This is a genomic window from Limnobacter olei, from assembly GCF_029087225.1.
GTDB classification, from domain to species: Bacteria; Pseudomonadota; Gammaproteobacteria; order Burkholderiales; family Burkholderiaceae_B; genus Limnobacter; species Limnobacter olei.
The window spans coordinates 1-19,811 of sequence record NZ_JARFJD010000029.1 but is presented as its reverse complement, the minus strand read 5'-3'; the positions used below and the strand labels follow the sequence as shown (position 1 = coordinate 19,811).

Sequence of the window (19,811 nt, the reverse complement as noted above, 5' to 3'; positions counted from 1 at the left end):
TGTTAGGCACACAAGGCTTTTTTACACAACGAATTGGTTCAGCAAGGAAGTAAGCGTGACCCCTGAGGAAAAAGAGAAAGCCAAACAAAACAAGCGCACTGGTTTGATTTTGCTGTCAGTGGCTGCCGTGTTTTTCATCGGCATTCTGATTCGCAAGGTGATGGAACCCAGCATCTTGAATTTGATGAACTAGGTTTTAATGAATTTGCAGTAGAGGTATCGCAGTATGGCCAACGGAAATAGTCAAAAAACAAGCGGTTTGCACAAACAAATGGTTGTGCGCCTTGTGGTGATTGTAGTGGCCATGTTTGCCTTCGGTTACGCGCTGGTGCCCATTTATAAGGCCATTTGCGAAATCACCGGGATTAACGTATTGACACCGCAGACCAAGAATGCGGAAGAAATTGTTAAAAACACCCAGGTGGACAAAAGCCGAAGCATTGAGGTGATTTTTGATGCGAATGAGCGTGGCAAGTTTCAGTTCAAGCCCGAGACCAATCGAATGATGGTTCACCCCGGCGAGTTGGTTACCATGAATTATGTGGTGCACAACAATTTGAAGAATGACACTGCGGGCCAAGCTATACCCAGTTATTTGCCCAGCAAGGCTGCTGAGCATTTCACCAAACTGGAATGTTTTTGCTTTAAACAGCAACCATTCAAGGCGGGTGAAACCAAAGAATTTCCGGTGGTGTTTGTGATCAACCCCAAGTTGCCGCAAGATGTACACACCATCACATTGAGTTACACGTTTTTTGAAGTGGCCGGCGCTACAGCCATGGCAGCAGAATAATGTCGGAAGACATCAAAGAGGCCGCATCGCGTAAAGCGAGTACTGCAACCTTTCTGCAAACCGTGTCGGCTGTGTTGTGGTCATTTTTTGGTGTCCGAAAGGGTAAAAACCATTCGGAAGACATGCAGAAGTTAAATCCGGTTCACGTCATTGTTGTGGGCCTCTTGGCAGCCGCGGGTTTCGTAATCGGGTTGCTGGTCTTGGTAAATTTTGTGGTGAGTTCCGCTTAAGCCGTACGAAACTCGCTGTTGCAGTATTGAAGCATCTAAATTAAAGAAATAGGAGAAACCACCATGCGTGCGAATGCACCATATTACTTTGTGCCCGGCTTGTCCCATTGGCCTGTGCTTGGCGCAGTGGCCATGTTCTTTTTTGTGCTGGGCATGTCCCAGTGGGTAAACGGCTCACAAGCTGGCCCTTACCTGTTTGCACTCAGCATGGGTATTCTCATTTATGTGCTGACCGGCTGGTTCAAGCATGTGGTGGGGGAGTCCCAAAGCGGTCAGTACAGCGATCGTGTGGACGTGTCCTTCCGCTGGTCCATGGGCTGGTTTATTTTCTCCGAAGTCATGTTTTTTGCTGCGTTTTTCGGTGCCTTGTTCTATGCCCGTCAAATCGCAATGCCCTGGCTCGGTGACATCGACAACAAAGCATTCCTGTGGCCCGACTTCACAGCCAACTGGCCCAACACTGGCCCGGCAGGCACCATTGACGCATTCCAAACCATGGGTCCATGGCCAATTCCAACCATCAACACTGCGCTGTTGCTCACCTCAGGCCTTACCCTGACTTGGGCGCACCATGCGCTGATCGCCAACAAGCGTTCACAGCTCATTTTGGGCCTGGCGCTCACTGTGTTGTTGGGCGCAATCTTCATGGGCTTTCAGGCATATGAATACATTCACGCTTACCGCGATCTGAACCTGAAGCTCACCTCTGGCATTTTCGGCTCAACCTTCTTCATGTTGACCGGTTTCCACGGTTTCCACGTGACCATTGGTGCCATCATGCTGTTCTTCATCATGATCCGCTGTATCAAGGGTCACTTCACGCCAGACAGCCACTTTGCATTTGAAGCTGCTGCTTGGTACTGGCACTTCGTGGACGTGGTGTGGTTGGGCTTGTACGTGGTGGTCTACTGGTTGTAATACGGGCATTTCCCGGCAGGCTGTAAAACACACAATGAAAAAAGCCACTGGAATACTCCGGTGGCTTTTTTTTGGATTTTGAACTTATCGAATTTTTGAACTTATCGAATGCCGGTTGACTCTATCCAGCCCATGTACCAGGCAAACAGAATCAGCAGGAACAGCGCAATGGACAAACCGATGCGCATGGTTAATGCATTCACAGTTCGGCTGGATTTGCTTTTGTCTTTCATGAGAAAGAAAAAAGCCGAACCCAGGCTTGCCAGAATGCCCAGGAACGCCAGGCCAATGATCAACTTCATGGTGAACACCTTTCAAAAACTAACCGTGTACAGCACACAAATGGAAGTATGTCATGGTTAATGCAATGAAAACACCTGGAAAAGTCAAGCTGCTCTTTACCTTGTTGATCGGGGCTGGACTGGTGTGGCTCACCTTCAGTTTAGGTCAATGGCAAACCGGGCGGGCGCAGGAAAAACAAACCCTGTTTGATGCGCAAGCGCGCGCATTGGCGGCAGAGCCTGTCTCTCCAGCCAGTGCCCGGCTGGACTTGGACAATTTGTCCTACCGGAAAATTGAATTGAGGGGTAGGTTCGAGGCCAAAGCCCTGATATATATAGACAATCGTCAAATAAACGGAAGGCCGGCCGTTCAAGTGGTGCAGGGTTTTCGGCCAGAGGGTGCAAGCTTTTTAATACCCGTTGATCGGGGCCTGTTGCTGCGAAATCCTGCCGAGCCACGGCTTGCGCCCAATATGCCCGCTGAGGCCATGCGGGAAGGTGAAATGTTCAATTTACAAGGTACCATTTTGCCGCGCTTTGCCCAGTCTGCTGAATTGCGTGGCATTGCCTTGGGCGATGCCGAGAATATTGTGATGGCCCAAAGCAATGGCTTTGAGGTGTGGTCGAATTTTAGTGTGGATGAATTTGAAAAGCGCACTGGTGAGCCAGTGAGCAATTTTGTGGTGACCCAGCAGCCAGTGGCGCAAACCGCTGGACAACAGCCACAGGCGAGTATTGCAGGTGGGTTTTATCACCTGGCAGTGCCTCTGCAAGAACAAGTGGCCAAGCACCGGGGTTATGCTTTTCAGTGGTTTACCATGTCGGCGGTGTTGGTGTTGCTGACTCTGTTTTTTGTCTACCGAGAGTTTTTTCGAAGCGAGTTTTACAAAGGGAATAAAAGATGAACGCAGCCAGCGCACCCGCGAAGCTGAACAAAGGTCGAATCACCATTTTGCTGGTGTTCCTCACCTGTGCCTTGCCGATTGCGGCGGCTTTCTATTTGTATTTTTTCGACAAGCCCGAAGGCACCAACAATTACGGCACCATTCTTGATCCACAGGTCGATGTGTCGACCGATGTGTTCAAGAACATCAATGGTGATGACTTCACCATGCAGCAGGTGGCCGACAAGTGGGTGCTCATTCAAGTCATCAACAGCAATTGCGACGAAGTGTGCCAAAACACCATGTACTTCCAGCGGCAGGCCCGTGCTTCAAAAGGCAAAGAACAGGGCCGTATTGAACGTGTGGTGTTTGTCACTGACGACGGCCCCCTTGAAACCCTGTTGTTGCGCCAATTTCCCGATGTGCATTTTGTGCGCGCCAGCGAAGATCAGTTGAAAAGCTGGTTGCCACTGGAGCAAGGCATTGTGGGTAACAAAGGCAGTGCCGATATTGGCACTGTGCGCGACCACGTGTTTGTGGCCGACCCATTGGGCCATGTGATGATGCGTTTTCCGCCCAACAATACCCTTCAGTTCGACAAGTTTCGCAAAGACGTTAGCCGCCTGTTGTGGGCTTCAAACATCGGATAAAACGAGAGCAGCATGAGCAGTTACAAGCGTTTGGTCGCATTCACCACAGTACTTACATTCCTTTTGATTATGTTGGGCGCTTTTGTACGCCTGACCGACGCTGGTTTGGGTTGCCCGGACTGGCCCGGCTGTTATGGCAAGCTGACCCCCACGCATGCGGCCGAAGAAATTGCACAAGCTGTTGAAATTCAGGGCGGAACACACGGTCCGGTTTCAATGCCCAAAGCCTGGAAGGAAATGGCGCACCGGTATGTGGCCACATTTTTGGGTTTCTTGATTATCGGCATCATGGTGATGGCTTGGAAAAAGCGGGCTGAATTGAAACAGTCCCCCGCCTTGGCCACCTGGCTGTTTTTCGCCGTGTGTTTACAAGGTGCCTTTGGTGCCTGGACCGTGACCATGTTGCTCAAGCCTGCCATTGTGACTGGTCACCTGATCGGTGGCATGACCATTTTGGGCATGCTGACCTGGCTGTGGCTTCGACAAACCAGCCCGGTCCGTACCGTGGCACCGCCCCGTGACCTCAGCGGGTTGCGTGTGCTGGCGCGTGTGGGTTTTGTGGCCGTGGCAGCGCAAATCATTCTGGGTGGTTGGGTGAGCACCAACTATGCCGCCGTGGTGTGTACCGACTTTCCCACCTGTCAGGGCAGCTTCTGGCCGCACATGGAGTTCAAGGATGCATTTCACATCGTTCGTCATTTGGGTGAAACACCTGAAGGTGAGGTTTTGAATGTGGCATCGCTGACGGCCATTCATTTCATTCACCGCATTGGCGCTTTGGTAGTCACTGGCATTTTGGGCTTCCTCGCTTTTGCCTTGTGGCGCAACCCGGGCACCAAACCCTTGGCCATCAAGCTGGCGGCTGTGCTGGCTTTGCAAATTGCCATGGGCATTGGCAACGTGGTGTTTCAATTGCCTTTGTGGTTGGCCGTGGCGCACAATGGGGGCGCAGCCCTGTTGTTGGTCACCCTGATCTTGGTAAACTATCGAGTTGCGGGCAATCGCCATCGAATTTCATAAGGCTCCACATGCCATCCGTTGAAAAAACAAAAGCCGTGGGTAGTTTTTCTCACGTGGCCAAACAGTACTGGACATTGACCAAGCCACGCGTAGTGGCCTTGATCGTATTTTGTGCGGTCATTGGCATGTTTTTGGCAACACCCAGTTTGCCCAATGCCCAGGTATTGATTGCTGGCACTTTGGGTATTTGGCTGGTGGCAGGCGCTGCGGCTGCCTTCAATTGCCTGGTTGAGCAACAAATTGACGCGAAAATGGCGCGCACCCGCGCGCGCCCTCTGCCCCGCGGTGAACTGAATTCGCTTCAAACACTCGTATTTTCCAGCATGGTGGGCGGTGTAGGGGTGTGGATTCTTTATGTATTCGTGAATCCGCTGACCATGTGGCTAACACTGGCCACCTTCGTGGGTTACGCCATTATTTACACCTTGCTGTTAAAGCCCAACACGCCACAAAACATTGTGATTGGTGGTGCCTCGGGTGCCATGCCACCCGTGCTGGGTTGGGCAGCGGTCACCAATAGTGTGTCTGCAGAAGCACTGGTGTTGTTCCTGATTATTTTTGTCTGGACCCCGCCGCACTTCTGGGCGCTCGCCCTGTACCGCACCCAAGAGTATGCGCGCGCAGGCTTGCCCATGTTACCGGTCACGCATGGCGCGGCATTCACGCAGTTTCATGTATTTTTGTACACCATCATGCTGGCGGCTACCACCCTGATCCCTTTCGCCATGAAAATGAGCGGGCTAATTTACCTGCTCAGCGCTGTGGTGCTGAACGCCATATTCATTGGGTATGGCTACAAAATCTGGAAAAACTACAGCGATGCCTTGGCCAAGAAGGCATTCACATATTCCATCGCCTACCTGGCGTTTTTGTTCGCGGCCTTGTTGGTCGATCACTATGTAATGGTGTAAGCAGTATGGGCCGTTTCACGCAGTTTCGTTGGGTAAAAACATGGCTGATTTTCGGGGTAGTGGCCCTGTTGACCGCTTGTAATACAGGGCCTGCCAGCTTCATTAACACCGACATTACGGGTTCCTCATTGGTGGCCAACTTCAAGTTGAAAGACTTGTCGGGTACAGAGCGCACCATGGAAAGTTACAAAGGCAAAGTGGTGGCCATGTTTTTTGGCTACACCCACTGCCCCGATGTGTGCCCCATTACCATGCAGCAATGGAGCGAGGTGAAAGCCAAGCTGGGCGAGAAGGGCGATAACTTGCAGGTGCTGTTTGTGTCTGTTGATCCCGAGCGCGATACGCCCGAGTTGCTGAAAAAGTATGTCCCCCAGTTCAACCCTACCTTTGATGCACTTACCGCGGAATCTTCCGAAGAATTGAAGCCCTTGTTGGCTGGCTTGCGGGTGTATGCCGGCAAGGTGGAAGGCAGCACGCCCGACAACTATCTGATGGACCACACTTCCGCAAGCTATGTGTTCGACCAGCAAGGTCGTGCGCGTTTGCTGGTTCGCCACAACGCAGATTCTGCACCTGTGGTCAGCGACGTTGAACAAATTCTCGACGGCAAATAATTAGTCTTTTCTCGCAGTAATTACGCTGCAACTGAGCTGTTGCAAATTCATGGTCATTTGAGCCGTGAATTCGGCAATGGTGCGCTTTTTGTCCTGCTGTACCATGTTTGCCTGTTTCGAGCTCACCGTGTCTTTTTCAATGTTGAACACCACCTCCCATTCCAGCAACAATGGTTCGCCTTCCGGGCCGTGATGAATTAATACAATCACGGGCCTGCCTTCAAAGAGTTCGCCATGAATCAGGTTCAGGGTGGCTTGTGGTGTGTTGCCTGCGTACCAGTTGGCAACAAGCCCGGCTTTTCTCAGACCTTTCAGCATGGCCGCTGGCGAGGTGCCCATGCTGCCACCGAGCAAGTCTGGGCACTCGGCCCAGCGCATGATTTCGTGAATGTAGGGGTCGTTCAAGGGGTGGCCGTGTCGGTCTTTTGGCAGGTGGTTCCAGCCAATCTCATGGTAGTGAAGAATGGTACCGATTGCACAGGGGCCGCTTGCGCGTTGTGCACTTGCGGGTGCTGTGAATGCGTAAAGGGTTCTTAAATCGAACTTGGGTTTTGCTGTGAATTCGAGAGGTTTGCCAGTGCTGGCAATTGATTTGGCCTCGGAAAAATCGAGCCCGAAGTTGGTGTTACCGCTCATAAGAAACAGGTCCTTTGCTGCCAAACTCAGTTCACACATCTTATTCAGTGAATGAGCGTATTCTCGTCACGCATAGTTCTATGCACAAAGCCTATTCCGTTGTGCAGAACAGAGTATTGTTCGATCTGCAAGGGAATAGTCTCTCAAGTTACTAACGAGTTATATTTCATTGAGAGGACAAATCGACCCTGCGAACGTTCAAGTGGCGGGGTCTTAACTTGGCAAATCGAGGCTGTTGCTGCTGGCTTGCACAGGTACGGCAAGACTGCCCACAGGGGAGGGGGCACCAAGGGCAGAGAGTAAATCGTCCAGCGCATTGGTCACGGGGGAAAGTACGGCGTCCAGAGGGCTGGCGGCAGGTTCTTCAGGTTCTGGGTCGGGATTCGGTTCAGGAGCCGGTGGCGGGTTGTTGTTGTCACCAGTACCCGAATTGTTGTTGCCTGATTCGGTGGTGCTGGTGGTTTCAGTGGTGTTTGTGTTGTCTTCGTTGTCGCTGTATATGGCTGCGGTGGCACCTAAAAACACCAGGCTTTCCAGTACTGGGTAGCCGGTCGACTCGCCATTGGCGTTGGTGGTGCCAAACAGCCCGAACAGGTCCGGGTTGTCCGCAGTGCCGGCGGTTTTCTCGGAAGCCTGTTGGCCGTCGAAATACACACCCTGGCCATACAGGTCGGTGGCGATCCACTGCGGTGCCTTGTCCATTTCAACCACTTCCAGGTTGAATGTGGCAGCCGCACCATTCTCAATAATCAGCGCATCTTTCACGCCAGTGAACTCAATCACTGCCTTGCCGCCCGCATCGCTGAGAACACGGTCGCCCGGCAATAGAACCATGCCTGCTTGCGCGGGCAGGAAGAAACCATCCCGAATCAACTGCGCACTGCCGTTGATTTTGGTGATTTTTGCCTGTTGTTCTATCGACGTGCTTACTGCGTTCATGCGTTATTCAGCGAATTTAAGCGTAATTGTACGGACCGCCCACTTCCAGTGCTTTTTTGAAACTGGGCATGGCGTGGATGCGTTTTACGTAAGCTGAAATTTTGGGCATGCTGTTGATGCTCTCGGCGCGACTCATGGCTGCTTCCAGTGGAAAACTCATCATGAAGTCGGCGCCGGTCATTTCGCTGCCGCAAAACCACTCATTCTTGGCCAGCACGCTTTCAATGTAAGCGAACTGCTTTTCAAGGTTGGGGTTGATGAAACTGGTTTTCACTTGCTTGGAAATGCCGCGTGCAATCGGTAAAACAATTGGCTTCAACAAAGCGGGTACTGGAGCATTCTCAATTTTATTGAATACCAGGGTCATGACCAGTGGGGGCATGGCTGTGCCTTCGGCAAAGTGCATCCAATAAGTGTAATCCCGATGTGCCTGGGTACCCGCAGCGGGGCGAAATTTGCCACCAGCCTTGTCGATCAGGTATTCCACAATGGCACCGCTCTCGGCCACGGTAATGTCGCCATCGGTAATCACAGGCGATTTCCCCAGGGGGTGAATTTTCAGCAATTCGGGTGGGGCCAGGTAGGTTTTGGCGTCGCGCGCATAGCGGGTTACCTTGTAAGGCAGGCCAAGTTCTTCAAGCAGCCAGATAATGCGCTGCGAGCGCGAGTGTTCCAGGTGGTGTACGTCGATCATGGTCGTAAAAAAGGGCTTGTTGCCAAGCCCTTAGTGTAGGTTAGTTTTCACCCAAAATGATTACAGCCCAGCTTTAAACCTCGCCCTGTTCATATTTCAGCAAAGCGGTTTTCATCTTTTTCATCGCCTGGGTTTCAATTTGGCGAACCCGCTCGGCCGACACACCCAGCTCTGCAGCCAGGTCGTGCAGGGTTTTGGCGTTGTCACCGGCCAACCAGCGGCTGGAAATAATGCGCTGGCTGCGCTCGTCCAGGCTGGCCAAGGCTAGGTCCAGACCTTCGCTGTGCAGGCGCTCCATGTTGACACCTTCCAGCACCTCAGTGGGCTCGGCACCTTCGGCGGCCAAATAGCGCACGGGGTTGTAACTGTTTTCTTCGTTGTCTGCGTCTACCACCGGGTCCAGGCTAAATTCATGGCCAGCCATGCGGCGCTCCATGTCATACACGTCCTCGGGGCGTACATTCAATTCACTGGCCACCTCGTTGATTTGATCAGGCGACAGGGTTTGACCGTACTTCTTGAAGCTGTTCAGGTTAAAAAACAGCTTGCGGTGCGCTTTGGTGGTGATCATTTTCACCATGCGCCAGTTGCGAATGATGTACTCGTGAATTTCAGCTTTGATCCAGTGCAAAGCAAAGCTGACCAGCCGCACGCCGCGCGTGGGGTCGAATCGCTTCACGGCTTTCATCAGGCCGATATTGCCTTCCTGAATCAGGTCGGCGTGGGGCAAGCCGTACCCCAGGTACTGCCGTGCCACTGCAACCACCAGGCGCAGGTGGCTGAGTACCAGGCGGCGGGCCGCCTCAAGATCGTTGTCGCGTTGTAGGCGTTCGCCAAGCTCAACTTCTTCTTCGGGCGACAGCATGGGAATTTGGTGCGTGGCTGATATGTAGGCATCTAGGTTGCCAAGCGGGCCACGGGCCACCAGTGCCCATGGGTCGCGCACAGCAAGGCTGTTGCCAGCGGCGCGTGGGTTAGCAAGGGTCAATGCAGTGGTCATGATTGCGGTGTTCTCCGAATTAATGAACCAATTTCCAATTAATTTTAGCACTCTTCGTTTGTGAGTGCTAATGGGTCGGAAAGTTCCATCACAGCCCCTGTCAATTTGTAGATTTTCAAGACAGTTGTCTTAATTGTCAGATTTTGTCGTCAGTTGATAGCGGTTCTTATTCATTTTTAGCCGGAGTTTTCGGGGATCAAAAAGCAGACAGGCTACTTGCGTACGAATCGCTAGTAGCCTGTTCACCTCTAAATTTGTAGAGTGATATGGATGGCGAGGATTATGAATCGTTCCTCAATACTGTGTTTATTACGATTCCGAAGTTGTGGGTTTATTCGTACCGCTAGCTAGTTTGGCGCTTCCGACATCCAAATTTGACTTAGTTTCAGGTGCGCGTGCCGACTGCCCAAACTGAGATTTTGAGGAGTCTTTTGTGAGTTCGTAAGAACGCTTCCAGCTTGGCCAGCTATCAGTTGCAGATTTAGCTCGTTCAAAATTACTGTTGGATTTCATGATTTGACTCCTCTCTCTTGAATTACATTTGCGAGTTTATTTACCAAGCTAACTTCAGCTTCTAAATATGACAGTGGGGTCATTGGTACCCTAAGCTCAGCATTCGATCTGTCCCAGTGAATTAGTCGGCCGTCATGTTTCCTCGTTAGATTCCTTCCGCTACCAAGATTCATTGAAAAAAGATCAACGAATCTTCGGGGGCCAATACCTACGAATGGCTCAAACTGAACTTTGTTCGCTGTATCGTCTCCATTCGTTTCAATAGAGTCGTCATGCATCTTAGTCGCAAAACTTTTTGGATATGGTTCCACAAATTTTACTTCTTTGATTCCAGCTGCAACGATATGTTTTGTGCAATTGTGGCACGGAAACGTCGTTGTGTAGAGAGTACAATCTCTAACGGAAATTCCATTACGAGCCGCACTTAGCAAAGCCTCCATCTCCGCATGAACAGCGCGACCATATTCCGTGATATCAAGAATCCCTGTGTCTTTAAGTAAGTCAAGACCCTCATGAAGAAGCTCCTCATCCTGCGAAGTTGACTCGGGCTTGAATTTTTTCATGATTTTAAGAGTGAGATTCCGTTTTTCACGTTCATTGTAATCTTCCTTGCGAATATGATCACGTTGGTCTTCGTCGTTTGGCCAGTAAAGTCCACCACCAAATTTTGGCACGTCATTAGCGCCTGTAGCGATAATATCCATATGGCGATTCGCGATAACGGCCCCAACCTGTCGGGAAAGATCTGCAGATCTTAAAGAAGCCGCGTATGCTAAAAACATGGCGTATTCGTCTGCTGTAGGAGATATCGCTGGGGCTGAGAACAGCAGATCCAGTATTCTTGAGAGCTGGTCAGAAAGCCTAGTGTTGTCATCTGTGGTTACAAATGCGTCTGCCATTTGAAAGACATCTCTAGTCCTCTGACCGAAATCACCAACCTCTCGGTCGTCTCTTCCGATTAAACGATCGAGCTCATCTTGGGGTATACCTTTAACATTGTGTAGGAAGTGACGTCTAGTTTTTATACTTGATGAAACTCCGAGAAGAAAAAATCCATCCCCATAGGTTCTTCGGAGTGTTTCTACCTCATCTGGATGTTTGAGTGATCTAATTACATGTGCAACTCGCGGGGATGGTTCAGTGTTTCCAGAGGAATCAACCTTTCTCATTTCATTAATTTGATTGATTGCAAGTAGGGCGAAGAAATCACCCCTCTGAAACTTTTCGCGACAATAATTGCCGTTATTCATTCCCTGGTTCAGGCGTTCAAGTTCTGAGTTACACGTTGCCCCGGTCTGTTCAACATAACGCTGACTCAATTTACTTAAGTGAATCCAATTCAACTTATATTGAAATTGTTCCAGCAAAGAGGTCAACCTATTCTGGACATCGTCAAGGTTTATCCCAACAGGAGCGACGATACCTACAACTAATTCGCAGTTTTTTGCATATTGATTTGTTGTCATTTTATGGCCTGTAGGAAATCAGTAATATTCTTTAATATATTGAAATGATTTCTCAAAAAGATCGTCGTCAGTATGTAACTTGTATTTAAACAAAGCTTTTCGAAGAGCCTTTTTCACTTCTCGTTCACCTGCTTGAGTACTTTGCCATCCTGGGAAGCGAACAAGTCTTACTATCTCATCAACATCTGAAACAACCCTTTCCACAATGATAGGGGTGCTATCAGTTTTAACTTCTTCGAAGAGTTGGGTCAAGGCAGCCTTTCCTCGATCTTCGTTTTCTATGAGTGGCGTATCTTTCTCGGCTTTTAGAGTTTCTCTGGCAATTTCTAACAGTTGCTTCAGAAATTCCACACTATTTACTTGACCTGACTCAAACCGATCTTTTAGGGCGTCTAAGCGCTCTGAGAGTTGTTTAAATTTCGGATTTGCACCATGCCCGCGCAGCCGGCGCTTGAGCTTGATCTCGATCTCCTTGGCCTTCTTCGGATCGGGGTTCGACAGCACAGCCTCCAGCAGATCAGCGTCCAGCACCAGGGTGTCGAGGTCATCCCGCACGGCGTCCACATGCACGTTCTGGTGAATCAGCTCGATGGTCTTGGCGCCCAGCGAGTGCCAGATCAGCTTGCCGTGGCCACTGGAGGGCTGCACCGACTGGTACACCTGCGACAACCACTTGTAGTCCTTTTCGAAGGGGCTTAGAACGGTGTCCGGTGACAGCGTCTCCCAGATCTTGTTGAGTACGCTGTACTCAGCAGCAAAGTTATCTCGCATCTCGTTGTTGGGCAGGCACTGCTGCGCGGCGATCAGGCCCTCGTAGCCTTGCATGCTGCGGTCGCAGCCGGCGAAGAAGGCTAGGCATTTCTGCATCGCCTCAGGTAGCTTGTCCTTCAACTCCTGGATGTTGCTGACCACCTGCTTGACGCTCTGGTCGTCGAACTCCAGCGCTGCTGCCACATCATCGAAGATGCCGAGGTAGTCGACTATCAGTCCGTGGGTCTTCTGCTCCGAGTAAGTGCGGTTCACCCGGCAGATGGCCTGCAACAGCGTGTGGTCGCGCAGTGGCTTGTCGAGGTACATGGCCTGCAAGATCGGCGCATCAAAGCCGGTCAGCAGCTTGGCCGTGACGATGATCAGCTTCAGAGGGTCGGCCGGGTCGCGGAAGCGGTCGAGCAGCCGTTCTTCTTCATCGCGTGAACGGTCATAGGCCGTGTACTCTGGATGTTCCTTCTTGTCCGCTGCCTGCACCGACATCACGATGTCCGTAGCCTCGGGCGGCAGCAGCTTGTCCAGCTCAGCCTTGAACAGCAGGCAGGACTCCCGGTCGAAAGTGACGATCTGGCCCTTGAAGCCATTGGGCTCTACCTTGGTCTGGAAGTGCTCGACGATGTCTTCGCACACCTTTCGGATGCGCTCAGGCGTCTTCACCAGCACGGCCATCTTGGCGGCGGTCTTGGCGAGGTTATCTTTGTCCAAATCTGACAGGCCGCCGGTCAGGTCTTTGTAGTCGGCATCCAGCACGGCTTTGTCAATGTGCAGGTCGATCAAGCGCGGTTCGAAGTGCAGTTTCAGCGTGGCACCGTCGCGGATTGACTCTTCGAAGCCGTACCGGCTCATGTAGCCCTTCTCGTCTTCGTCGGCACCAAAGGCGTAGAAGGTGTTGCGGTCGGCACGGTTGATAGGCGTACCGGTCAGGCCGAACAGAAACGCGTTGGGCAGGGCCTCACGCATCTTGCGGCCCAGATCGCCTTCTTGCGTGCGGTGGGCTTCGTCCACCAAGGCGATGATGTTGCTGCGGTCGTTCAGGCTGCCATTGGCCTCGCCAAACTTGAAGATCGTGGTGATGATGATCTTGCGCACGTCCTGAGCCAGCAGCAGCTGCAGCTTCTCGCGGGTGTCCGCCTTTTCCAGATTGGGAATGTCCGCTCCGGTAAACGTACCCGTGATCTGACTGTCGAGATCGATCCTGTCCACCACGATCAGCACGGTGGGATTTTTCAGGCCGGCATGCATGCGCAGCTTCTGCGCGGCAAAGACCATCAGCAGAGATTTGCCCGAGCCCTGGAAGTGCCAGATCAAGCCCTTCCTGGGGTAGCCCGCCAGCACGCGCTCGACGATCTTGTTGGCCGCTTCAAACTGCTGGTAGCGGCAGATGATCTTGATGCGCTGCTTTTTCTTGTTAGTGGCGAAGAGGGTGAAGCTGCCTAGGATGTCCAGCACCACATGTGGGCGCAACATGCTTTCAGCGGACAGTTTGAGCGACTTCAGAGGGTGGTGCTGACCATCGTCACCGTCGCCATCCAGATGCCACGGCCCCCAATCCTTGACCGGCAGGCCGATGGACCCATAGTGGTAAGCCTTGCCTTCGGTCGCCACCGAGAACACGTTGCAGACGAAGAGCTCAGGCACGAACTTCTCGTAGTCGTCGTGTACCTGCACCGCGCCATCGACCCAGCTGATGCACTTTTTGACCGGCGTCTTGGCCTCGATCAGTACCAGCGGCAGGCCATTCACCAATAGCACCAGATCAGCCCGGCGTTCGGTGGGGCCTGCACGGTAGGTGTACTGTTGGGTGACGATGTATTGGTTCCGCGCCAGGTCATCCAGGTCGATCAACCGCACCGGCACATGCTCATTGTTGTGGCCGAAGGGCATCGAGCGCTCACCACGCATCCACGCGGTCATTTCCTCGTTGGCGCGGATCAGCCCATCCGAGCGCACCGACAGCACGATGGCGCGCAGCTTGTAGAGCACCTCGTCGGCGCGATCGGGCTGAGCGGCAATCTCGGGGTTCAGGCGGATCAACGACTTACGCAGCCAGGGTTCAGCCAGCACTTCCTGAATCTGGCGCGGCACCTCAGCCGGGGCGGCGTAGCGCCAGCCGATGCCCTTGGGGCTGGGGCCGTAACTGGCTTGAGGTTCCTGGGCGGTGTTGGCCGGGACAGCCTTGACTGGACCGGCAAGCAGATCGCGGACGTAGGCTTCGACGGTGTTGGATTCTGTAAAACTCATGGCGCCATCCTCTCTGCGACGATCTGACTCTTTAAGCTCTGCGCCACGAGCTTTCTTTGATCAAGCAGGCTCCCCGCTGACCTTATCTCTCGGACTCGATCAAGATACGCGTCCTGCTCGTCCAACGACGGGACTCTGCATCGGTATTGAGATAAGTGCGCCCGATTGAGCTTCGGAATGCCTGTGCGCATTGATCCCGATACAGCAAATCTGGTGAAGCGATCACTCAAAAGGACCTCGAGAAGAAACTCATTCCTGATATTCGCTTTCGGAATCAGTGCATACATGTCGGCACTGCACAATGCACGACATGGTGCAATCGCTGCCTTCCCCCCTCTGTCAGGATTGATGTCGCGTCCCTTGTTACACTCTCTTAAACATTCAGGGGCGTTTGGAGATCTGTATGCCTCGCTATTCCGATGAGCGACGTCAGGCCGCTGTGGCCAAGCTGTTACCGCCTTATAACCAAAGCGTAGAAGAGGTCGCCCGGCAGGAGGGTATCTCGCCAGCCACTGTTTACAAGTGGCGCAAAGAAGCTCGTGCTGAGGGACGCTGCTTGCCCGATGCAAGTGACCAGGGTACGTCCGGCTGGTCGTCCCGAGACAAGTTTGCAGCGGTGGTTGAGACCGCAGCGATGAACACCGAAGACGTTGCTGCCTATTGTCGTCAACGGGGACTGTATCCCGAGCAGCTGCAACGCTGGCGTCATGACTGCGAACAAGCCGCCAGCCTGTCCTATGAGGACCGCCGTCGAGAAGCGGATGAAGCCAAGCAGCAGCGCAAGCGGATCAAAGAGCTGGAACGAGAGCTACATCGCAAGAACACAGCACTCGCGGAGACAGCAGCGCCATCAGCACCGGCAGATTCCAAGTGTAGAGCAGCGGGTTTTTTCTACCATGATCTGCCCCAGGGCACCCTCGGGTGCGTCCGGCACCTCCACTGTTAAGCGGGTGATCAGGGTGTATTGATGGCCCTGCCTCGCCAGATCATCAATTAACCCGCCCTCAAAGAGATTGATGCCCAGTGCCCCCAGCCATACTGCCGGGGCGGCAAGAACACCTGCGGCCACATACCAGAGAGCAAGCCAGACAGGCAACCACAGCAGTATCAGGCAGACAAAACGGCCAATAACGTTACTAGGCAGCAACTTCACTGGTAGCCTCCCTGGCTGGCAGCGCCCGTATCCACAGTAGCCAGACCACCAATGCGTCCAGCATGATCAATGCCTGCCACAGATAAAGGTGGGCCCACTCAAAGGCGGTTTCGTTCCACAACCCGAGAAAAAACAGGGACACAATCCGCACCAGGTTCAGCCCCTGAATTGCAATCCAACCCAGGGCAATGCCGATCAGCTTGTGTTTCCAGGGTGAAGGGAAGGCCAGGATGGCTGCCGTGAGCAAAATCGTAAGCCCCCAGCAAACCCGTCTTGATTAGTTCGCTGGTTTCCAGTTGTGCGGCAGCAATTCATTGATCCTGCTGTACGGCTGCGTGGGCAGGCGGTCCATCACATCCTTTAGATATTCCAGCGGGTTCAGGCCATTGAGTTTGGCCGATTGCACAAGACTCATGATCGCTGCATTGCGTTGGCCTGAGCGCAGGCTTCCGGCAAATAGCCAGTTCTTGCGACCCACTGCGATGGGGCGAATCTGGTTCTCCACCCAGTTGTTGTCTATCGGCGTGTGTGGATCACCCAGGAATGTGGTGAGCGCATCCCAGCGTTTCAAGCTGTAATCAATGGCCTTCATCGTGCCCGACCCGTCGGGCACCTCGATCTTGTGGTCGAGCAACCATTGTCGAAGTTTGTCCATCAACGGTTTTATATCTGCTTGCCGTCGATGTCGTCGCTCATCAGGTGGCATGTCTTGCAACTGTGCTTCAACTGCATAAATGGCGTTGAATTGTTCCAGGGCGGCTTGGGCAATGTGGCTCTTGTTGGCAGCAAACAGTTCGAAGAACTTGCGCCGCGCGTGCGCCATGCAGCCTGCTTCCGTAATTTGGTTGTCTTTGATCAGGGCTTTGTAGCCTTGGTAATCATCACAAATCAGCGTGCCACTCCAGCCATCCAGAAAGGCCTTGGCATGTTGACCGCTTCGACCTTCTGCAAAGTCAAACACCACTGCTTTGATGTCAGCATGTTGCGTAGTGGCATAGGCCCACAAGTAGGCTTTCTTGGTGGTGCTGTTTTTATCCTTGGCCGCTCCGTTCAGCATGGTGATGGGTGTTTCATCCGCATGCAGCACGCCTTGTTTCAGGATTTCTGTGCGCAATGCATTCACTAAGGGCTGCAAAGCTGCGCCACACTGGCCTACCCAGGAACCCATGGTGCTGGCCGATAGTTTGTAGCCAGTGCGGTCAAACATTTGTTCTTGCCTGTACAGCGGCAAGTGGTCTGCAAACTTGTTCACCAGCACTTGGGCCAACAAGTTGGTGGTGGCCATGCCCTTGTCGATCACATGCGCGGGCACTGGGGCTTGAATCAGGGTTTCGCACCTATCACACACCCACTTGCCACGGATGTGGCGCTCTACGCTGAAGGTGCCAGGGTGGTGGTTCAACTTCTCAGAAACATCTTCACCAATCCGCTTTAACTGGCAGCCACATTTGCACAGGGTTGAATCAAGTTCATGGCGAATTTCTGTACGGGGCAGCTCGGGTGGCAGCGCTTTGCGCTTGGGCTTGAGGTTTCTGCTAACGACTTCTTTGTCTTGCTCGGGCAGCTTGTCCAGTTCTTCCTGCTCAATCTGAGCAGTGTCGCCGTCGATTGTTTCATCAAACAAGTGCCGTTGTTCAACTGTCAGGGATTCAGCCTTCTTGCTGAACCGGAACCTTTTGTGAAGCGCCAGTTCGAGGGTGATCTTGGAGATGACAGCGTCTTTGTACTTCACCACCACCTGAAGCTCGGCGTTCACAGCCTGAAGATTTATATTGCTAGCTCGAAGCTCAAGGGCCTCCACCTGCAATACCGAGTTGGCTTTGATTTGTCCCAGTAGCATCGCCTGCAGTTGGTCTGCGTCCATCTTGGCAATCTGTTCTGGCGTGGGGCTTGAGGTCATGACGCAGATATTGCCACACACCATCCACGCCAACTATTGGCAATCTTGCCAATTGAAATTCAGAGATATTTGATGCTGGAATATTCGCCGAGACGCTGCCAGGGTAGCCCTACAATCAGCGCGTTGAATTGTTCAGTGGACAGCGTGACCGATGAGCCTAAATCAGCACTCTTGCCCCAATTAAAACTACCTTTGTGCAGCCTGCGGCTGCACAGCCAGACTCCAAAGCCGTCATGCACAATGACCTTCATTCGATTGGCACCACGGTTTGTAAACAAATAAGCGTGGTGGGCCTGAGCAGCACCAAACACGGCAATGATTTGATTCATCAAAGTGTCCATGCCACAACGCATGTCGCAGGGTGCGGTGCTCATCCAGATTGCGTCCACACGGATCAACGCAACACCTCGCGAAGCACTTGGCCAAGTTCAGTGATCTGCAATGAATCCAATTTAAACTGAATGTGGAGATCACCGCGAGCGATGTTGACTTCGACGCGTTGGCTGTTGCTCGCTGGCGTGTGAGTGTCACGAACGACGCTGGATTCAATTCGAACAGGAACAAAAGCTGGCGGGGTGATCAAAGCGCCAGACTCTTTGACCCACCGACGAAGCAGGTTAGGGTTCACACCGTGCGCCACGGCCACGCCGGAAACTGAGGCGCCAGGTTCAAGCGCAAGCCTGACCAACTTCGATTTGAATTCAGGTGCTCGATACACACGAACGGGACGTTTCGGGGTAGTTTGAAGTGCACTCATGGTGTCCACCAAGAAATGGAGTGGACACTATGGTCGCCGTTCAGAACCAGTCATTTCAAGATGGGTTTGCTGGGGGCTTACGCAAAATCATGGCCTCGACACCATTGCAGCCTGCGGCAATCTCGATGGCAAAACGGGCGTTCAGGTCATAGATGATGACACCCTGGGTTAAGACATCCCGCCCCAAGAGATCGATCAATACACCCGACACAGCAGCCAGGCCCGATGTCAGAGGTGTAACAAAATACTGCTGTCCGAGCGGGAGCAGTTCAACGGTAAAAAGTGCCATCATAATGACAAAAAACAGCACAAAAAAACGAATCAAGGCCGGACCTTCATAAAACCGTCGCTGATGTTGAAAACGATCCCGAAGATGGTTCGGGATCGATTAATTCCGTTAGCTGAAAGAACGCCGGGCCCGCAGTGCAACCAGCCCCATCAGGCCAGCCTCTAGTAAGGCACGTACTTGAAGCACTTATAAAGGTGTTTTAAAAGATAAAAATAAAGGCTCTCTAATGTGTTTAGGAGCCATCTAACTTATAGTTGTTTCGGGTGAGGCTTATTTGTTTTTGTGCTCCAGTGCTGTAAGTGATGTACCTACGATAAATATAGACACGACAAACAAGCCTAAATCTTTTAGCAAAAACTGGCCAGGAACCACAGAGATCGCAGGAAACCCAAGAGATGCCTCAAAAACACCGGGTGTAGTCAGCATGAACGACAATGTCGTAAAAAAGAGTCCGGTTGAAAGTACACCGCCCAAGATTGCGAGCTTAGGGGAGAAAACTCGTGCAGCGATTAACAGGCCAACTGAAATTTCAAGCACACCCAGAAAATTTGAGAATCCTTGAATGCTGAGGAAGCTATACATCCACGAAAGCAGAGGGCTATTACTAACAAAACCATGTATACCGTTTGCTTCGTAGCTAGTGAATTTCATGCCACCAAACCACAAATATATTATCGTCATGGCAACGTAGATGCCACCTATACCAAACTTAGTGATTTTTGCACCGAGACTATTACTAAGGGTATTGGTAGTCTGGACACCATTTTCAATTTCGGGAATAGTCATCTTATATCTCCAATTATTTTTAGCCATGTGGACTCACTCTATGTAGCCCACTAAAATGATATGACTCTTGAGAAAAACTATATGTTTACTCGAGTCGAACCTAACTTAGGTAATTGCTGTAGTTGAGCACCAATGGATTAGACATCAATGCCTAGTGGTTGAACGGCCGGGAAGTCGACCTCGGTCTGTGTCACTTCGTTAACGTAGTTAGTGAAAGTGTTCAGAGCAACAGCCAACAGAATATCCACTACATGTGCATCACTGTAGCCAGCGTTCAGCACCGCTTGGACCTGGTCATTGCTGACTTGCCCGCGCTGGCGGACTACGGCGGCAGCAAAACGCACGGCTGCGTCGGCCTTAGGGTCATT

At 52.1% G+C, this 19,811-nt stretch carries 26 protein-coding genes and 1 pseudogene; 10 read left to right on the top strand and 17 right to left on the bottom strand.

Annotated elements, in window-relative coordinates; translation table 11 throughout:
• Positions 1–55: 55 nt before the first annotated feature.
• The 4 genes from PY990_RS14170 (at position 56) to PY990_RS14155 (ending at position 1,941) form a co-directional block, all read left to right on the top strand.
• The gene (locus PY990_RS14170) at positions 56–193 is read left to right on the top strand and encodes a cytochrome oxidase small assembly protein (RefSeq protein WP_275272156.1); all 138 of its coding nucleotides are present in this window, start codon (positions 56–58) and stop codon (positions 191–193) included.
• 33 nt (positions 194–226) lie between these two features.
• Positions 227–793 (top strand): cytochrome c oxidase assembly protein, encoded by a 567-nt coding sequence (locus PY990_RS14165; protein WP_275272155.1) that lies wholly within the window; start codon positions 227–229, stop codon positions 791–793.
• Positions 793–1,023 (top strand): DUF2970 domain-containing protein, encoded by a 231-nt coding sequence (locus PY990_RS14160; protein WP_275272154.1) that lies wholly within the window; start codon positions 793–795, stop codon positions 1,021–1,023. Before PY990_RS14165 ends, PY990_RS14160 begins: the two co-directional genes overlap by 1 nt.
• A gap of 63 nt (positions 1,024–1,086) precedes the next feature.
• Positions 1,087–1,941, top strand: coding sequence for a cytochrome c oxidase subunit 3 (locus tag PY990_RS14155; RefSeq protein ID WP_275272153.1), 855 nt, complete (start codon positions 1,087–1,089; stop codon positions 1,939–1,941).
• A 101-nt stretch (positions 1,942–2,042) separates the two neighbouring features.
• Here the strand turns inward: PY990_RS14155 and PY990_RS14150 are convergent, their stop codons facing one another.
• Complete coding sequence (locus PY990_RS14150; RefSeq protein ID WP_008247552.1) at positions 2,043–2,243, bottom strand: twin transmembrane helix small protein; 201 nt, start codon at positions 2,241–2,243, stop codon at positions 2,043–2,045.
• Between the two features lie 53 nt (positions 2,244–2,296).
• On the opposite strand from PY990_RS14150, the gene PY990_RS14145 reads away from it, so the two are divergent.
• From PY990_RS14145 to PY990_RS14125, 5 genes are read left to right on the top strand one after another with little or no spacing between them, the layout of a single operon-like run.
• Entirely contained in the window at positions 2,297–3,127 is an 831-nt protein-coding gene (locus tag PY990_RS14145; RefSeq protein ID WP_275272152.1) for an SURF1 family protein, read from the top strand.
• On the top strand, positions 3,124–3,756 hold the full coding sequence (locus tag PY990_RS14140; protein ID WP_105027528.1) for an SCO family protein: 633 nt from the start codon (positions 3,124–3,126) through the stop codon (positions 3,754–3,756). The genes PY990_RS14145 and PY990_RS14140 overlap by 4 nt, the downstream gene beginning before the upstream one ends.
• Positions 3,757–3,768: 12 nt before the next feature.
• Complete coding sequence (locus PY990_RS14135) at positions 3,769–4,776, top strand: COX15/CtaA family protein (RefSeq protein ID WP_275272151.1); 1,008 nt, start codon at positions 3,769–3,771, stop codon at positions 4,774–4,776.
• A gap of 8 nt (positions 4,777–4,784) precedes the next feature.
• Complete coding sequence (gene cyoE, locus PY990_RS14130) at positions 4,785–5,687, top strand: heme o synthase (protein ID WP_275272150.1); 903 nt, start codon at positions 4,785–4,787, stop codon at positions 5,685–5,687.
• Positions 5,688–5,692: 5 nt separating this feature from the next.
• Positions 5,693–6,301: an SCO family protein gene (locus PY990_RS14125; protein ID WP_275272149.1), complete on the top strand. Its 609-nt coding sequence runs from the start codon at positions 5,693–5,695 to the stop codon at positions 6,299–6,301.
• Here the strand turns inward: PY990_RS14125 and PY990_RS14120 are convergent, their stop codons facing one another.
• The 8 genes from PY990_RS14120 to PY990_RS16380 form a co-directional block, all read right to left on the bottom strand.
• On the bottom strand, positions 6,302–6,937 hold the full coding sequence (locus PY990_RS14120; RefSeq protein ID WP_275272148.1) for a hypothetical protein: 636 nt from the start codon (positions 6,935–6,937) through the stop codon (positions 6,302–6,304).
• Between the two features lie 213 nt (positions 6,938–7,150).
• Positions 7,151–7,876, bottom strand: a complete 726-nt coding sequence (locus PY990_RS14115) for a FecR family protein (protein WP_275272147.1) — start codon at positions 7,874–7,876, stop codon at positions 7,151–7,153.
• A gap of 16 nt (positions 7,877–7,892) precedes the next feature.
• Complete coding sequence (locus PY990_RS14110) at positions 7,893–8,570, bottom strand: glutathione S-transferase (protein ID WP_275272146.1); 678 nt, start codon at positions 8,568–8,570, stop codon at positions 7,893–7,895.
• Between the two features lie 73 nt (positions 8,571–8,643).
• Entirely contained in the window at positions 8,644–9,570 is a 927-nt protein-coding gene (gene rpoH, locus PY990_RS14105; protein ID WP_275272145.1) for an RNA polymerase sigma factor RpoH, read from the bottom strand.
• A 309-nt stretch (positions 9,571–9,879) separates the two neighbouring features.
• On the bottom strand, positions 9,880–10,083 hold the full coding sequence (locus PY990_RS14100) for a hypothetical protein (protein ID WP_275272144.1): 204 nt from the start codon (positions 10,081–10,083) through the stop codon (positions 9,880–9,882).
• Positions 10,080–11,549, bottom strand: a complete 1,470-nt coding sequence (locus tag PY990_RS14095; protein WP_275272143.1) for an anti-phage dCTP deaminase — start codon at positions 11,547–11,549, stop codon at positions 10,080–10,082. Before PY990_RS14095 ends, PY990_RS14100 begins: the two co-directional genes overlap by 4 nt.
• Positions 11,550–11,567: 18 nt before the next feature.
• On the bottom strand, positions 11,568–14,558 hold the full coding sequence (locus PY990_RS14090; RefSeq protein ID WP_275272142.1) for a type I restriction endonuclease subunit R: 2,991 nt from the start codon (positions 14,556–14,558) through the stop codon (positions 11,568–11,570).
• Positions 14,555–14,878, bottom strand: coding sequence for a restriction endonuclease subunit S (locus PY990_RS16380; protein WP_413789544.1), 324 nt, complete (start codon positions 14,876–14,878; stop codon positions 14,555–14,557). The genes PY990_RS14090 and PY990_RS16380 overlap by 4 nt, the downstream gene beginning before the upstream one ends.
• Positions 14,879–14,961: 83 nt before the next feature.
• Here PY990_RS16380 and PY990_RS14085 point away from each other — a divergent pair, with 83 nt between their 5' ends.
• Positions 14,962–15,504, top strand: coding sequence for a transposase (locus PY990_RS14085; RefSeq protein WP_275272141.1), 543 nt, complete (start codon positions 14,962–14,964; stop codon positions 15,502–15,504).
• Here the strand turns inward: PY990_RS14085 and PY990_RS16375 are convergent.
• The 8 genes and pseudogenes from PY990_RS16375 to PY990_RS14050 form a co-directional block, all read right to left on the bottom strand.
• Positions 15,409–15,627 (bottom strand): hypothetical protein, encoded by a 219-nt coding sequence (locus PY990_RS16375; protein WP_413789543.1) that lies wholly within the window; start codon positions 15,625–15,627, stop codon positions 15,409–15,411. The genes PY990_RS14085 and PY990_RS16375 overlap by 96 nt on opposite strands.
• 67 nt (positions 15,628–15,694) lie before the next feature.
• Positions 15,695–15,961: pseudogene (gene xrtH, locus PY990_RS14080) on the bottom strand (exosortase H); the annotation flags it as partial.
• A 27-nt stretch (positions 15,962–15,988) separates the two neighbouring features.
• Positions 15,989–17,611, bottom strand: a complete 1,623-nt coding sequence (gene tnpC, locus PY990_RS14075) for an IS66 family transposase (RefSeq protein ID WP_275272140.1) — start codon at positions 17,609–17,611, stop codon at positions 15,989–15,991.
• Positions 17,612–17,670: 59 nt separating this feature from the next.
• Positions 17,671–17,985 (bottom strand): IS66 family insertion sequence element accessory protein TnpB, encoded by a 315-nt coding sequence (tnpB, locus tag PY990_RS14070; protein ID WP_256366127.1) that lies wholly within the window; start codon positions 17,983–17,985, stop codon positions 17,671–17,673.
• A gap of 20 nt (positions 17,986–18,005) precedes the next feature.
• Positions 18,006–18,368, bottom strand: coding sequence for a transposase (locus tag PY990_RS14065; protein ID WP_159572444.1), 363 nt, complete (start codon positions 18,366–18,368; stop codon positions 18,006–18,008).
• A 55-nt stretch (positions 18,369–18,423) separates the two neighbouring features.
• Positions 18,424–18,693 (bottom strand): archaeosortase/exosortase family protein, encoded by a 270-nt coding sequence (locus PY990_RS14060; RefSeq protein ID WP_275272139.1) that lies wholly within the window; start codon positions 18,691–18,693, stop codon positions 18,424–18,426.
• 234 nt (positions 18,694–18,927) lie between these two features.
• Complete coding sequence (locus PY990_RS14055) at positions 18,928–19,443, bottom strand: YkgB family protein (protein WP_275272138.1); 516 nt, start codon at positions 19,441–19,443, stop codon at positions 18,928–18,930.
• 137 nt (positions 19,444–19,580) lie between these two features.
• On the bottom strand, positions 19,581–19,811 hold a 231-nt coding region (locus tag PY990_RS14050; RefSeq protein WP_413789542.1), incomplete at its 5' end, for a carboxymuconolactone decarboxylase family protein.